Origin of the sequence: Methylobacterium sp. GC_Met_2, from assembly GCF_026540795.1 — a bacterium.
Classification (GTDB): Bacteria; Pseudomonadota; Alphaproteobacteria; order Rhizobiales; family Beijerinckiaceae; genus Methylobacterium.
Genome location: NZ_JALNUM010000032.1, coordinates 20,696 through 35,236, shown reverse-complemented (window position 1 = coordinate 35,236; position 14,541 = coordinate 20,696). Strand labels below are relative to the sequence as shown.

11 protein-coding genes are annotated in these 14,541 nt (G+C 66.4%); all 11 read right to left on the bottom strand.

Annotated features, from left to right (window positions below; all coding sequences use genetic code 11):
• Window positions 1-275: 275 nt before the first annotated feature.
• The 11 genes from OXS49_RS13390 to ccmE all read right to left on the bottom strand — a co-directional run bounded on the left by OXS49_RS13390 (window position 276) and on the right by ccmE (window position 14,397).
• Window positions 276-1,490: a site-specific integrase gene (locus tag OXS49_RS13390; RefSeq protein ID WP_267424796.1), complete on the bottom strand. Its 1,215-nt coding sequence runs from the start codon at window positions 1,488-1,490 to the stop codon at window positions 276-278.
• A 265-nt stretch (window positions 1,491-1,755) separates the two neighbouring features.
• Entirely contained in the window at window positions 1,756-2,673 is a 918-nt protein-coding gene (locus tag OXS49_RS13385; protein WP_244007728.1) for a LysR family transcriptional regulator, read from the bottom strand.
• A 79-nt stretch (window positions 2,674-2,752) separates the two neighbouring features.
• Window positions 2,753-4,414, bottom strand: a complete 1,662-nt coding sequence (locus OXS49_RS13380) for an OFA family MFS transporter (protein ID WP_267424794.1) — start codon at window positions 4,412-4,414, stop codon at window positions 2,753-2,755.
• Between the two features lie 339 nt (window positions 4,415-4,753).
• Window positions 4,754-5,047, bottom strand: a complete 294-nt coding sequence (locus OXS49_RS13375) for a formate dehydrogenase subunit delta (protein WP_267424792.1) — start codon at window positions 5,045-5,047, stop codon at window positions 4,754-4,756.
• 4 nt (window positions 5,048-5,051) lie between these two features.
• A complete protein-coding gene (gene fdhF / locus OXS49_RS13370; protein ID WP_267424790.1) occupies window positions 5,052-7,925 on the bottom strand; it encodes a formate dehydrogenase subunit alpha in 2,874 nt (957 codons plus the stop codon).
• A gap of 10 nt (window positions 7,926-7,935) precedes the next feature.
• Window positions 7,936-9,495, bottom strand: a complete 1,560-nt coding sequence (locus OXS49_RS13365) for a formate dehydrogenase beta subunit (protein ID WP_267424787.1) — start codon at window positions 9,493-9,495, stop codon at window positions 7,936-7,938.
• Window positions 9,492-9,965 (bottom strand): formate dehydrogenase subunit gamma, encoded by a 474-nt coding sequence (locus tag OXS49_RS13360; protein ID WP_267424784.1) that lies wholly within the window; start codon window positions 9,963-9,965, stop codon window positions 9,492-9,494. Before OXS49_RS13360 ends, OXS49_RS13365 begins: the two co-directional genes overlap by 4 nt.
• A 388-nt stretch (window positions 9,966-10,353) precedes the next feature.
• Window positions 10,354-11,010 carry a glutathione S-transferase family protein gene (locus OXS49_RS13355; RefSeq protein ID WP_267424782.1) on the bottom strand — a complete coding sequence of 219 codons (657 nt, stop codon included), beginning with the start codon at window positions 11,008-11,010 and terminating at the stop codon, window positions 10,354-10,356.
• Window positions 11,011-11,106: 96 nt separating this feature from the next.
• Window positions 11,107-11,538 (bottom strand): cytochrome c-type biogenesis protein, encoded by a 432-nt coding sequence (locus OXS49_RS13350; protein WP_244007714.1) that lies wholly within the window; start codon window positions 11,536-11,538, stop codon window positions 11,107-11,109.
• A 335-nt stretch (window positions 11,539-11,873) separates the two neighbouring features.
• A complete protein-coding gene (locus OXS49_RS13345; RefSeq protein ID WP_267424781.1) occupies window positions 11,874-13,874 on the bottom strand; it encodes a heme lyase CcmF/NrfE family subunit in 2,001 nt (666 codons plus the stop codon).
• Between the two features lie 10 nt (window positions 13,875-13,884).
• A complete protein-coding gene (gene ccmE / locus OXS49_RS13340) occupies window positions 13,885-14,397 on the bottom strand; it encodes a cytochrome c maturation protein CcmE (protein ID WP_244007710.1) in 513 nt (170 codons plus the stop codon).
• Between the last annotated feature and the right edge of the window lie 144 nt (window positions 14,398-14,541).

The window sequence follows — 14,541 nt, the reverse complement described above, 5'->3', positions numbered from 1 at the left end:
GATATTAAGTTTGCAAGCTGTCTCTCATTATATCGACTTAATTTTCTGCTTGGTCGGCGCACCCAGCCACCACTCTCTTCAATCAAACCTGAGTTTTTTATAACCTTAATCACCTCTTCGAAAATCTGATTTCCTGTAAGCTCTTGCAGCAAATCAAGTTCCTTAAACAGAGATTTGGCTCCAATCCCGTGTTTGAAAGCTATGGGACTCCTTCTTGCAGCTCTCCTAGCGCTGTCTTTTACCCAAGATGTTTCGTAACGTGAAAAAGTGCTCATTCAGGAATGCCGAGCTATAGAAACGACGTTGGACGGCAATGATTGACCAGCAATTATCTTGATCAATTCACTGTCTAGGGCTTCAAGCGCAATTTTCTTCTCCGGAACATAATCGTATTGATCATATACCGAACCTGTCACCGAGCTCTTCGTCGTGCTCACGTGATTGAGCACATACCCTTGGGTCAAGCGCCCGACGCTGAGCTTTCCAAGCAACGTTGCGGCTGTGCGCCTCAAGTCGTGCGGCGTCACATTCGTCTCGAACACGCCTTCCCGTAGGCCCTCGAAAGCCTTGGCGAGGTTCTGTGGGGTGATGAACTTGCCGCGAGGACTGACAATCAGCGCTCCGGCCGACCGGTCCGCACAGAGCCGGCACACGATCTCCAATGCCTTACCGACCAAAGGGACCTTGTGCTGGCGACCGTTTTTCGTCCGCGAGGGTGGTAGCGTCCAAACTCCGGTAGCGAGGTCGATCTCCTCTGCTCGGATGCCCGCACACTCGCCAGGCCTCTGCCCAGTAAGCAGGATCAGCCGGAATGCATCTCGATATGCTGGCGCCGCCGCTTCGGTCGCCTTCCAGAACGCCACGATCTCCGCGTCCGAGAGGTAGCGATCCTTCGGGGTTTCCTCATGCCGGCGCTTCAAACCGGTAACCGGATTCAGCGGAACGAGCCCCTCTGAGACGCCCCAAGAATAGGCCGCACTGAGGGTGTTCAGAACACGATTGCCCACGACCGGCGCACGGGCCGCGATCTTGTCGAGGAGGTTCGCCACCTCGGCACGGGTCAGCTCTTCAGCGCGGCGCTGGCCAAGCGCTGGAATGACGTCGCGTTTGAGCAGCCCCTCGTAGTCGCGCCAGGAGCGCAGCTTCTTCTTGGCGTAGCGCTCGATGTATCGCTCAAGGAAGCCAGCGACCGTGAGTGCGGCGACGCGCTCCTGAGCGGCAGCCACGGGATCCCCGCCCTCCTGGACGCTCCGGCGGAGGGCGAATGTCTTCTCGCGGGCCTGAGCCAGGCTCCAGCTAGGATAGTCGCCGATCGTGAACCGCCGCTGCTTGGCGCTGCCCTTTGGCCGGTAGATGAAACTCCACGACTTCGAAGAGGCCGAGACACGGAGGCACAGGCCTTGGGCCTTGGCGTCGTAGATCATCAGCCGAGACGCCCCTTCGGCTTTCAGCGATCGCACCTGCGCATCGGTCAACATCTGAGCCGGCAACTGCGCCTCACGAGCCCTTCCCCGGGTCACGTCCGGGTCACAGATCTACGGTACAGGACGGATGGCGGTGAAACAAGCTGAGACGTAAAGCAATGACAAAACAATTGTTTGGGCGTTTCAGCTGATGCCCTCGTTTTTCACGGAAATTGTACCAAGATCAAGTAAGCCGACGGGCACCAGCCCCGGTCGTTACGAAGCCGCTCCGGAGACGGGGCGGCTTTTTTCGTCGGCCCTGTCGTAACGATGCCCACGACGCGTCCAGCGATCAGGCGGATGACGCGTCCGATACCCCCGGATCAAGCGTGCGGGCGAGCGACCGGGCGATGGCAACAAGGGCGGTGACCATCGGGGTGGACGGCTCGCGGCGCGGGGCGACGAGGCCGATCGTGTGCACCAGATCCGGTGCGGTAATCGGGATGGCCCGTACGCCCTCGATAGGTCCGAGAGCATCCACCAGGATCTCCGGCATGATCGAGGCCCAGCGCAGCGTGCGCACATGGGTCAGCAAGACGATCATCGAGTTCGACTCCAGGGTCGCGGCCGGATCGGCCCCCGATTCCCGGATCTGCTGGTCGATGATCCGCCGGTTTTGCATGTTGGGGGTGAGCAAGCAGAGCGGCAGGCTGCCGGTCTCGGCCCAGGTGACGCTCGCCCGCTGGTCGAAGGGACCGCCGATCGCCGTCACGAGACGGTAGCGCTCCCGGTAGAGCGGGACGGAGATCACCCGCCCGAGGGGTTCGTTGTCGAGATAGGTCAGGCCGGCATCCGCCTCCAGATTCTCGATCAGCGAGAAGATGTCGGTCGAGGTCGCCGACTCGACCGTGAGCCGCACGTCCGGGTGCCGCTCCCGGTAGGGTGTGGTGAGATGCGCGATCATCGGCAGGGCTGTGGGGATCGACGCGATGCGCAGATGCCCGGTCAGGCCCCGGCGCAGGCCGGTGACCTCCTCGTGCATCGCGCGGGCATCGGCCACGATCCGCCGCGCCCATTCCAGCACCCGCTCCCCTTCGGGGGTGAAGCCCTGGAAGCGCGAGCCGCGCAGCACGAGTTGCACGCCGAAGCGGTTCTCCAGCTGTTTCACGCCGGCCGAGAGGGTCTGCTGGGTCACCCCGCAGGCCTCGGCGGCGTGTCCGAAATGCTGCTCGCGGGCGAGCGCGAGCAGGAAGTCCAGCTTGTCGATCACCACGCAGGGATCCCGGCACCGCAAGTCGCCGGGAGCCTAGCGACCCAGCACGACACCCACAACCACGTGCGGCGGTCGCTCACCGGAACAGGATGAAGGCCTTCGACAGGGTGATGCCGATGCCCCAGACAATCGGGATGCCGACAATCGCCCAGGCCACGGCCGCACCGGGGCTGAACCCGCCGCGGCCGATGCCGAAGGAGCCCGACGGTCCGGTGGCCGTGGCACCGGCCTTGACGTCAAGGGTGGCCCGCTCCGAATCGGACATGAACCAGCGTTGGGCCAGCGGCCGGACAAGCAGGTTGCACAGGAACCCGACCGCCAGGAAGCTCGCCAGCACGTACATGGTCCGGCCATAGAGATCGGCCCCCTGGACGCCGGCAGCCACCTGAGCTTCGCGGATCTTGGTGATGACGAATGGCCCGACGATGCCCGCCATCGACCACGCCGTGAGCAGGCGCCCATGAATGGCGCCCACGAACTGCGTGCCGAACACGTCGGCAAGGTAGGCCGGCACCGTCGCGAAGCCGCCGCCATACATGGACAGGATCACGCAGAAGATGGCGACAAACAGGGCCTGCGAGCCGATGCCGGCCGCCCAGGGCGCCGCCGCGTAGAGGACGCCGCCCAGCGCGAAGAAGATCGCGTAGGTGACCTTGCGGCCGATGCGGTCCGACATCGAGGCCCAGAAGAACCGGCCCAGGATGTTGAACAGCGAGAGCAAGCCGACGAAGCCGGCCGCGATCGCAGCGACCTGCGCCTTCTGGCCGGCGTCGAGAGCCGAGAAGCCGGTGCCCGGCTGCCCGATCAAGGCGCCGCCGAAGATTTCCTGCAGCATTGGCGAAGCCAGCGCCAACACGCCGATACCGGCCGACACGTTGAGGAAGAGGACGAGCCAGATCATCCAGAACTGGAAGGTCTTGTGGGCGTCCCGGAGATGGACATGGCCGGAGGCGATCATGGCGTTCTTGGATGCCGGCGCGGTCCACCCGTCCGGGCGCCAGCCGGCGGGCGGGACCCGGTAGCCGAAGGCGCCGCCCAGCATGAACAGGATGTAGCCGACCCCCATCACCGCCAGCGTCTGCCAGACGCCGGCCGAATCCACGGTCCGGAAGCTCTTGATCAGGGTGTCGGCCAGGGGCGACCCGATCATCGCACCGCCGCCGAAGCCCATGATCGCCATGCCGGTGGCCATGCCGCGCCGGTCGGGGAACCACTTGATGAGCGTCGAGACCGGCGAGATGTAGCCGAGGCCGAGCCCAATGCCGCCGATCAGGCCCATGCCGAGCCAGACCAGCCAGAGCTGGTGGATGTAGACGCCGAAGGCGCCGATCAAAAAGCCGCCGCCCCAGCATAAGGCCGCCACGATGCCGGCCTTGCGCGGGCCCGCGCGTTCCAGCCAGCCGCCGAACAGGGCGGCCGAGAGACCGAGCATCACGATGCCGATCGAGAAGACCGTGACGAGGTCGCTGATGCGCCAGTCGCAGGTGGTGGTGAACAGAGCCGTCATCACGCCCATATCGGCGCAGGCGGCGGGGCCCGGCTTGCCGACCGAGAGCGCACGGGTCAGCGGCAGCCAGAACACCGACAGGCCGTAGGCCATGCCGATACACAGGTGAATCGCCAGGGCCGCCGGCGGGACCAGCCACCGATTGAACCCTGCCTTGGCCACGATCCGCTCGCGGGACAACAGATTTGGCATACCGCCGGGCGCGACCGCGCCCGCCACTCCAGCACCCATGACCGACTCCTCCACGGCGGTCATTTTGGTGGACCGCTCGGTGCCGCAGGATGCGCGATCTGTGTACAGGGCGCTAGCGTAATGCTTGCTGAGTAGACAGATTTAACCCGTATCTGCGCAATCTGTAAGCGAACACTCGTCGGTGATGGTCATCGGGATCGCAGTCCTAGTGCCGCCCTTCGCGTTGAAGGCAACTGCAATCCGGCACTCTGACCCTGTGCGGGTATGAGCCCGGTGCGCCCGGCATGCATCAGGACATCAGAACGAGTCAGGGCCCGGAAGATCCGGGCCCTGACGATGCTGCGAATGAGAGAAGCGTATCGAGCGCGTTCGAACGGGTCAGCCGGCGTCGCTGGCACCCTCGCCGAGCTTCTGCGGATCGCGGGTCGCTGCGCGGATCGGACTCTCGGCCTGGGGCTCGGCGCCGCGCAGGGCCCGCTGCACCAGGGTGTCGGCCCGATCGCCCATCTCCGGCAGGGCCGCTTCGAGTTTCGAGACCATCTTGGGCGTCCAGAACGCCACGATGTGCTTGTGGATGCCAGCCACCGCCTCCTCTTCCGGGTAGGACCGGAAGAAGGTGGCGATCTGGTTGGCCATGCGGAGGAGCTTGTCTTCCTGGCGGACTGCGCTCATCGCCTCACTCCGCCGCGTCGAGAGCAGTGTCTTGAGAATTGGCGATGCGCGTCAACGAGAAATCCTCCTCGTAGAACTTAGCCTGCCAGTCGGAGGGCCGGTTGGTCCGCCGGACCTGCACTGCCGTCACCTTGTACTCGGGGCAGTTGGTCGCCCAATCCGAGTAATCGGTGGTGATGACGTTGGCGCCGGTCTTGGCGTGGTGGAACGTGGTGTAGACCACACCCGGCTGCATCCGCTCCGAGACCTTGGCCTTGAGAGCGATGTCGCCCGAGCGGCTCTCCAGAGAGACCAGATCGCCCTCCACGATGCCGCGCAGCTCCGCGTCGAACGGGTGGATCTCCAGCACGTCCTCCTCGTGCCAGCGCGAGTTCTCGGTGCGCCGGGTCTGCGCGCCGACATTGTACTGGGACAGGATCCGGCCCGTGGTCAGGATCAGCGGGAACTTCGCCCCCGTCCGCTCCTCGGTGGCCACGAACTCGGTGATCATGAACCGGCCCATGCCGCGGACGAACCGGTCCACGTGCATCATCGGCGTGCCGAGCGGTGCCTTCTCGTTGCAGGGCCACTGCACCGAGCCCAGCTCGTCGAGCTTGGCGTAGGACACGCCGGTGAAGCTCGGTGTCAGGCCGGCGATCTCGTCCATGATCTCGGACGGGTGGTTGTACTCCATCTTGTAGCCGAGCGCGTTGGAGAGCAGCACCGTGCCCTCCCAGTCGCCGTAGCCGCCCATCGGGGCCATGACCTTGCGCACGCGGGAGATGCGGCGCTCGGCATTGGTGAAGGTGCCGTCCTTCTCCAGGAACGAGGCGCCCGGCAGGAAGACGTGGGCGTATTTGGCGGTCTCGTTCAGGAACAGGTCCTGGATGACGATGCACTCCATCGCCATCAGGCCCGCTGTCACGTGGTGCGTGTCGGGATCGGACTGCGCGATGTCCTCGCCCTGGATGTACATCCCCTTGAACGCGCCATCGACGGCTTCGTCCAGCATGTTGGTGATGCGCAGGCCCGGCGCGCTGTCGAGTTTGGCGCCCCAGAGCGCCTCGAAGCTCTCGCGGGTGGCATCGTCCGAGACGTGACGGTAGCCGGTCAGCTCGTGCGGGAACGAGCCCATGTCGCAGGAGCCCTGCACGTTGTTCTGGCCGCGCAGCGGGTTCACGCCGGCGCCGAGCTTGCCGATGTTGCCGGTGGCCATGGCGATGTTGGCCATGCCCATCACCATGGTCGAGCCCTGGCTGTGCTCGGTGACGCCCAGCCCATAGTAGATGCCGGCCGCGCCGCCCTTGGCGTAGAGCCGGGCCGCGCCGCGGACTTCCGCCGGGTCGAGACCGGTGAACTGCTGCTGCGCCTCCGGGGAGTGCCGCTCCTCGGCGATGAACCGCGCCCAGGACTCGAACTCGGGCAGGTCGCAGCGCTCGCGGACATAGGCCTCGTCGATCAGCCCCTCGGTGACGATCACGTGCGCCAGCGAGTTGATGAAGGCGACGTTGGAGCCGGGCTTCAGCGGCAGGTGATAGTCGGCCTTGATGTGGGGCGACTTCACGAGGTCGATCTTGCGCGGATCGGCGACGATCAGTTTGGCGCCCTGGCGCAGGCGCTTCTTCATCCGCGAGCCGAACACCGGATGGCCGTCGGTCGGGTTGGCGCCGATCACCAGGATCACGTCGGAATTCTCGACCGACTTGAAGTCCTGCGTACCGGCCGAGGTGCCGAGCGTCGACATCAGGCCGTAGCCGGTCGGCGAGTGGCAGACGCGAGCGCAGGTATCGACGTTGTTGTTGCCGAAGGCGGCGCGCACCAGCTTCTGGACGAGGTAGGCCTCCTCGTTGGTACAGCGCGACGAGGTGATGCCGCCGACCGAGTCTTTTCCGTACTTGGCCTGGATCCGCTTGAACTCGCTCGCGGCCCGGTCGATGGCTTCTTCCCAGGAGACCTCGCGCCACGGATCCGTGATCTTCTCGCGGATCATCGGCTTGGTGATGCGGTCCTTATGGGTGGCGTACCCGTAGGCGAAGCGGCCCTTGACGCAGCTATGGCCCTCGTTGGCTTTGCCGCCCTTGAAGGGGACCATGCGGACGACGCGCTCGCCCTGCATCTCGGCCTTGAACGAGCAGCCGACGCCGCAATAGGCGCAGGTCGTCACCTCGGCGTGCTCGGGCTGGCCGAACGCGTGGATCGTCTTTTCCTGCAGGGTCGCGGTCGGGCAGGCCTGCACGCAGGCTCCGCAGGATACGCACTCGGATTCGAAAAAGTTGGTCGGGCCGGCCGCCACGCGGCTGTCGAAGCCGCGGCCCGCGATGGTCAGCGCGAAGGTGCCCTGCACCTCCTCGCAGGCCCGGACGCAGCGGTTGCAGACGATGCACTTCGACGGGTCGTAGGTGAAGTACGGGTTCGACTCGTCCTTCGGTAGGTACTTCTCGGCGGTCGGCGCGACGTGGTTGTCGCCCTCGTAGCCGTAGCGCACGTCGCGCAGGCCGACGACGCCGGCCATGTCCTGCAATTCGCAATCGCCGTTGGCCGCACAGGTCAGGCAGGTCAGCGGGTGATCGGAGATGTAGAGCTCCATCACGCCCTTGCGGAGCTTGGCGAGCTTCTCGTTCTGCGTATGCACCACCATGCCGTTCTCGGCCGGTGTCGTGCAGGAGGCGGGCGTGCCGCGCCGCCCCTCGATCTCCACGAGGCACAGGCGACAGGAGCCGAACGGCTCCAGCGAGTCGGTGGCGCACAGCTTCGGGATCTGCGTGCCGGCATGCATCGCCGCCGCCATCACCGAGGTGCCGGCCGGTACGGTCACCGACATGCCGTCGATGGTCAGCGTCACCGTCTGCGCACTGACGCGGATCGGCGTGCCGTAGTCGATCTCTTTGATGAGGGCCATGGAAGCCTCCTCACTCAGCCGCGACGGGCAGCGAGCCCGCACGGGTGAAATCCTCGGGGAAATGGGTGATCGCGCTCATGACGGGCATCGGCGTGAGCCCGCCCATGGCGCAGAGCGACCCATCGGTCATGACTTCGCAGAGATCCGCGATCAGGGTGAGGTTTGCCTCCGGCCGGATGCCGGCGATCACCTTGTCCATGGTCTCGACGCCGCGGGTCGCGCCGACGCGGCAGGGGGTGCACTTGCCGCAGGATTCGGTGGCGCAGAACTCGAAGGCGAAACGGGCCTGGGCGGCCATGTCGACGGTGTCGTCGAACACCACGATGCCGCCATGGCCGACGAGGCCCTTCTGGGCCGCCATCGCCTCGTAATCCAGCGGCGTGTCGAGGAGATGATCGGGGAAGTAGGCCCCGAGCGGCCCGCCGACCTGGACGGCCCGGACCGGCCGCCCCGAGCGGGTACCGCCGCCGAAATCCTCGATGACCTGCCGCAGGGTGATGCCGAAGGCCATCTCGATCAGGCCGCCATGCTTGATGTTGCCGGCGAGCTGGATCGGCAAGGTGCCGAGCGAGCGGCCCATGCCGTAATCAGCGTAGGCCTTGGCGCCGTTGTCCAGGATCCACGGCACCGCCGTGAAGGTCATGACGTTGTTGACCAGCGTCGGCTTGCCGAGGAAGCCCTTCAGCGCCGGGATCGGCGGCTTGGCCCGCACGATGCCGCGTTTGCCCTCCAGGCTCTCCAGCAGCGAGGTTTCCTCGCCGCAGATATAGGCGCCGGCCCCGAGCCGGACTTCCAAGTGGAAGCTCTTGCCCGAGCCGAGGACGTCGTCGCCGAGCACCCCGGCCTGGATGCCGTTGGCGATCGCCTCCTTGAGGGTGGCGAAGGCCTGCGGATACTCCGAGCGCAGGTAGATGTAGCCGCGGGTGGCCCCCGTCGCGACGCCCGCGATCGTCATGCCCTCGATGAGGTTGAAGGGATCGCCCTCCATCATCATCCTGTCGGCAAACGTGCCGGAATCACCCTCGTCGGCGTTGCAGACCACATACTTCTGGTCCGCCTGGGCGAGCATCACGGTGTTCCACTTGATGCCGGCCGGGAAGCCGGCACCGCCCCGGCCGCGCAGGCCGGAGTCGCGCACCGCCGCCACGACGCCCTCGGCATCGAGCTTCAGGGCCGCCTCGAGGCCGCGATAGCCGCCATGGGCCCGGTAATCGTCGACGGAAACCGGATCGATCACGCCGCAGCGGTGGAAGGTCAGGCGCTGCTGCCGGGCGAGGAACGGGATCTTTTCGGGGTCGCCGAGGCGCAGGGCATGGTCGCCGCCCGTGGTCAGGCCGGCATCCAACAGCGCCTCGACATCGGCGAGCTTGACCGGGCCGTAAGCGATACGCCCCTCGGACGTGCCGACTTCCACCATCGGCTCCAGCCATGCCAGACCGCGGGATCCGGTGCGGACGATGGTCACGTCGAGGCCCCGGCGCTCGGCGCCGGCAAACAGCGCGCGGGCAACCTTGTTGGCGCCGAGGCCCAGTGCAACGGCGTCGCGGGGAACGTAGAGCGTAACGCTCACTGGCGCACCTCCGTCAAAGCGGCTTCAAGGGCGTCGGCGGTCAGATGGGCGAGCGGCTCACCGTCGATGAGGGCGGCTGGGCCGTTGGCGCAGAGGCCGAGGCAATAGACCGGCTCGACCGTGGCGTTGCCGTCGGCGGTGGTCTCGTGCCAGCCGCAGCCGAGGCGGCCGAGGATCTCCCGATGGAGCGTGTCGGAGCCCATGGCCTGGCAGGCCTCGGCCCGGCACAGCTTCACCTCATGACGGCCGGCCGGATGAGCACGGAAGTCGTGATAGAAGGTGATGCAGCCATGCACCTCGGCACGCGACAGGTTCAGCGCGTCCGCGATCAGCGGCACGGCGCCGGTATCCACGTAGCCGAAAGTCTCCTGCAACGCGTGCAGGATCGGCAGCGTGGCCCCTTCGAGATAGGTGTGCTCAGCGATGATCCCGGTGGCGCGCTCGGCGCTCCAGGGCTCGTGACGCGCCATGGTTTCCAGCCCAGTCTGTTCCTGTTCTAATGCGAAGAGGAACAGAAATGCCGGTTCGCATCAATCGCGCAGTCCGGTCGCGCAACAAAGGATGTCTGTCGCGCTGTCACCCGCTTCGCGCGGAAAACGGGGTGACATGTTAAACAGCTGTCAAAAAACAGCTTTCTAAAACCGGCAGAGAGCAAATCGATCGCGTGTGTGCCGCACCATGAATTGGTGCTATGCAAAAAATTGCAACTCTGGCGTGGCGTAAGCGCGCGTGCAAGCGACCCTTGCGTCCTTGTGCGCGCGGTCAAGCAGCTCCGTGGCGGACCGTCGTCAATTGTGCCGCCGCGGAATCGCCACATGGCAACCCGGCCGGAACCGCCCCTTTCGCCGCCCCGGCGGATCAGAACTCCATTTCAAGTTCTTCGATCTCGTCCGGCTCGTCGGCGGCGGCCTCGGCCCATTCCGCCATCAGCGGCCAGTGCAGGATCGTATCGCGATACAGGGCGGCGCGGGGCGGTAGAGCGACATCGTAGGTTCGGAAGCGGGTGCAGATGGGCGCGTACAGGGCGTCGGCGAGGCAGGGCTTGGCCCCGAACAGGAAGGGCCCGTCATAGCGGTCCAAGCAATCGTCGAAAATCGTGACGATGCGCTCGATATCGGCCTTCGCGCCGTTGAACACGCGGAAGGCGGGGTGGAAGGCGCGGAGGTTCATCGGCAGCGCCGAGCGCAGATTCACGAAACCGGAATGCATCTCGCCGGCGATCGAGCGGCAATGGGCGCGCTCCGCGATGTTGCCCGGCAGGAAGCCGGCCTCCGGGAACGTCTCGGCGAGATATTCCGCGATGGCGAGCGTGTCCCAGACCACAACGTCGCCGTGGCGCAGACGCGGTACGAGGAACGAGGGCGACAGGTGGAGCAGTTCGGCCCGGCTGCCGGCATCGGCGCCGGACAGGACCTCCGTCTCGAAATCGAGACCCGACATCCGGCAGATCAGCCAGCCCCGCAGGGACCACGAGGAATAGTTGCGGCTTGAGATGGTGAGCGTAGCGGCCGTCATCGTCCTGCCCCCGGGCACGCCGCCGAACACGCGGCCCGCGATGCTCGATCCAAGACTCGTGCCGAGTCGGACGAGCGAATCGCGACAGTCCGGATCTTACTCCCGTCTCAGGAGCGCGGCGACCTCCGCCTCCTCGGCGGCGGACAAGCTTCGAGCGGTCGCCGGCACGCGGCGGCGCGCGAGGCGCCAGATGCCGAACCCGCCAAGCAGCACGGCAAGGACAGGCGTCAGCCACAACAGCAGGGTGTGCAGGGCGAAGACCGGGCGCAGCAGCACGAACTCGCCGTAGCGTGCCACGACGTAGTCGAGCACCGACTTGTCGCTGTCGCCCTTCTGCAGGCGCTCGCGCACGATCAGACGCAAATCCTTGGCGAGCGGCGCATCGGAATCGTCGATCGACTGGTTCTGGCAGACGAGGCAGCGCAGCTCGGCCGAGATCTCGCGCGCACGATGCTCCAGCACCGGATCTTTCAGGACTTCGTCAGGCTGGACCGCCAGTGCGGGGGCGGTGAGCATGGCGAGGAGCATGAGCGCGGCGCCGACACGGACGCGCGCTCCCCCTCCTACCTCTGCACGACGAAGTTCGCGCATCTCCTTTCGACGCTGGGGTCGATGAGGGAACGCGACGGGTTTCCTCTCCCGCGCGGGAGAGGGCTGGGGTGGGGGACGAGAACTCTCAGGATCGAGCACGGCACCGAAGTGTCGGTAGGTCGAGCCATTTTCTGAAGGTTCTCGCCCCTCACCCGGTCCCGCTCGGGAGAGGGGCCCCGCGCCCGATCCGGAAGCGAAATCGCCGGAGCCGAAATGGCAATCCGGCAGCTGAGAGGGGGGAGGGAGATCCGCGGGGGCCTTCATCTCCGTCCTCACTCGGCCGGCACCGCGTTGGGTATCGTCCGTGCCTTCGCCTTGGCGGGGGCACCCACGCGCATCCGGCGGTCCGTGAGCGAGAGCCCACCGCCCGCCGCCATCACCACGGCGCCGAGCCAGATCAGCAGCACCAGCGGCTTGTAGTACAGCCGCAGGCCGACGCTGCCGTCCTGGCCGATTTCGCCGAGGCTCGCGTAGACTTGGCTCACCCCGATCGTCAGCAGGCCGGATTCCGTGACCGCCATCTTGCGGCTCGGATAGAAGCGCTTGCCGGTCTCAACCTGCCCGACCTCGTCGCCGGCGCGGGTCCGGATCGTGAGATAGGCGGCGGCCTCCTCGTAGTTCGGCCCCTTGCGGGGCGCGACGCTCTCCAGGGTCGCCATGTAAGGCCCCGTCGTCAGACTTTGGCCGGGCTTGAGGGTGGCCAGCCCCTCCGCGGCCCATCCCTGCGCGGCGATGCCCAACACCACCACGCCGACGCCGGCATGGGCCAGCGCCGTGCCCCAGGCCGAGCGCGGCAGACCGATGGCGCGGCGCCCGATCTGGCCGAGCGAGCGGGCACGGCTCGATCCGTAACCCCGGGCGCGGGAGACGATCTCCAGCGCCGAGCCGATCAGCAGATAGACGCCAAGGCCGATCCCCACCGGGGCCATCACCGGGCCGCCCCAGGTCAGGGCGAGCACCCCGAAACCGACCACCAGGGCCAGGGCCAAAGCGGCGAACAGGCGCTGCGCAGCAGCGAGCACGTCGCCGCGCTTCCAGGCCAAAGCCTGCCCGGCGGGCACGATCAGCAGGAGCGGAATCGCAAGCGGCACGAAGGTCGCATTGAAGAAGGGCGGCCCGACCGTGATCTTCTCGCCGGTCAGCATCTCGAGGAGCAGCGGATACAGGGTGCCGACGAGCACCGTGGCGCAGCCCGCGACCAGGAACAGGTTGTTGAGGACGAGGGACCCCTCGCGCGAGATCGGCGCGAACAGCCCGCCCTGCCGGAGCAGCGGCGCCCGCCATGCGAACAGCGTCAACGAGCCGCCGATGAACAGAATCAGGATCGCCAGGATGAAGACGCCGCGGGTCGGGTCGGTGGCGAAGGAATGGACCGAGGTGATCACGCCCGAGCGAACGAGGAACGTGCCGATCAGCGAGAGCGAGAAGGTCAGGATCGCGAGCAACACCGTCCAGACCTTCAGGGCGTCGCGCTTCTCCATCACCACGGTGGAGTGCAGCAGCGCCGTGCCGGCGATCCACGGCATCAAGGAAGCGTTCTCGACGGGATCCCAGAACCACCAGCCGCCCCAGCCGAGTTCGTAATAGGCCCAGTAGGAGCCCATCGCGATGCCCAGCGTCAGGAAGCTCCAGGCGGTGAGCGTCCAGGGCCGCACGGCGCGGGCCCAGACGGCGTCGATCCGGCCGTCGATCAGCGCGGCGACCGCGAAGGCGAAGCTGATCGAGAAGCCGACATAGCCGATGTAGAGGAGCGGCGGGTGGATCGCCAAGCCGACATCCTGCAGCAGCGGGTTGAGATCGTTGCCCTCCAGCGGCGCCGGGATGACGCGGCTGAACGGGTTCGAGGTCGTGATGATGAACAACACGAACACGAAGGTGATCAATCCCTGCACGCCGAGCGTGTTGGCTCGCAGCCGCGGCGGCACGGAGTTCTTCGCCGCCGCCACGCAGGCGCCGAACAGGGTGAGGATCAGCACCCACAGGAGCATTGAGCCCTCGTGGTTCCCCCAGACGCCGGAGATCTTGTAGATCAGCGGCTTCTGCGTGTGCGAGTTCTCGACGACGTTCTGGACCGAGAAGTCCGAGGTGACGTGCGCGTAGGTGAGCGCCGCGAAGGCGAAGAGGATGCAGGCGAAGGCGCCGAGCGCCGCCTGCGAGGCGCTCTGGCGGAGTGCCGGGTCGCCCGAGCGGGCAGCCCAGATCGGCATCACCATCTGGACGAGGGAGATCGCCAGGGCGAGCGCGAGCGCGAAATGGCCGGTCTCGACGATCATGCAGGTTCTCTCACCGCTCGCTGCGGGGGCCGAGGGTCGAATCCGCCGCTGCGGCGGATGGCTTGACGGCGGGAGCCACCTTGTTCGGGCCGCCCTCCTGCCAACGCCCCTGCGCCTTCAGCGCGTCGGCCACCTCGCGGGGCATGTAGGATTCGTCGTGCTTGGCGAGTACGGTATCGGCGCGGAACTGGCCGCCCGGCTCGAGGACGCCCTCGGCGACCACGCCCTGCCCCTCGCGGAACAGGTCCGGCAGCAACCCCTTGTACTGGACGTCGACGGTGGCGTTCGTGTCGGTCACGGCGAAGTCGACCGTCTGATCCGGTCCGCGCTTGAGCGAACCGTCCTTCACGAGGCCGCCGAGGCGCAGTCGGGTGCCCGGTGCAATGCTCTGAAGTGCGATATCGGTAGGAGAACGGAAGAACACGATCGAGCCGCTCATGGCGAACAGGATCAGCCCCACGGCGAGCGCCAGCACGCTGCCGCAGGCGGCAATCAGGATCAGGCGGCGGCTCTTACGCGTCACGATACTTCCACCCCGCAGTCCGGTGGACGGTCGCCCGCCCAGACCCGAACCGTTCTCATTCTAGCTCCTCAGGGTGTCGGCCTCAGGAGAGCGCCGGTCAAGGGCGGGCATCGGGACCGATTGTCGTACGGCCGACGCCGCGCG